This is a genomic window from Halorubrum sp. AJ67, assembly GCF_000513435.1.
The window spans coordinates 20,093-21,005 of the sequence record NZ_CBVY010000014.1 but is presented as its reverse complement, the minus strand read 5'-3'; the positions used below and the strand labels follow the sequence as shown (position 1 = coordinate 21,005).

Genomic DNA, 913 nt, shown 5'->3' with positions numbered 1-913 from the left:
AGCCGGAGCGCGAGCGCGGCGTCGGCGCGCGCGTCGTCCGATCGCGGCCGGATCTCCGTCTCGGTTAGCTCGTCGTCTCCCTCGTCGTCCGACTCGTGAACCACGACCACCTCGTCACCGTCGAACTCCACGTGTTCGACGGCGCGAAGCGGCACCGTCGTGCGGCGGCCCCCCACTATCGACGCGGCGAGAGTTCCGACGACCGTGACACCCGCTATCCCCGCCACCCAGAGGGCCTCGCTCCCGTCGCCGACCGACAGGAGCCGCGGAATCGCGCCGAGGACGGTGAATAGGACCCCGACGCCGGACCAGCCGAACGCGTCTGTGAGGGGATCGAGCCGACCCCTCGCGAGCGCCCGTCCGGCCTGATCGACGGCGGTCCGCAGCCGTCGCCGGACCCGGATCTCGTCCGGGGCGACCTCGACGCGCCCCGTGGCGGTCGGGAACGACCAGGTGCCGCCTCGGCTCATCCGCTCCGGAAGGTGGGCGAGGGGCGATCGGAGGGTGAGGGACAGTCGGAGAGCGAGGAGCGGTCGACGGGGGAGGAGCGGTTGGAGAGCGAGGGGAGCGATCGCATGGACGTTTCATGTTCGGACGGCCGGCGACGTAAATTTCCCGGCGAGAACGGGACGAAATACGACTGATCGCAAGGGTGTTGTCGGTCACCGCCCGAACGCGAGTCGATGGCACCCTCGTCGGAGACGCGCGCGACCCTGTGGGTGATCCTCGCGTCGGCGACGCTGACCGTGATGGCGGGCGCGATACTCGGTCCGATCGTCCCCGCGATTCAGCGAACCTCGGGTGTCGGAGTCGCTCGCGGGACTCATCATCACGACTCACGGCGCGCTGATCGTCGTCTTCAGCCCGGTCGCGGGCCTGGGTCGTCGACCGCGTCGGCCCGCGTCGACCGTTC

Annotated in this window: 1 protein-coding gene; it reads right to left on the bottom strand. The window is 70.4% G+C overall.

All coding sequences use genetic code 11. The features are described 5' to 3' along the window. On the bottom strand, positions 1-470 hold a 470-nt coding region (locus BN903_RS17530), incomplete at its 3' end, for a hypothetical protein (RefSeq protein WP_048077872.1). Positions 471-913: the final 443 nt, after the last annotated feature.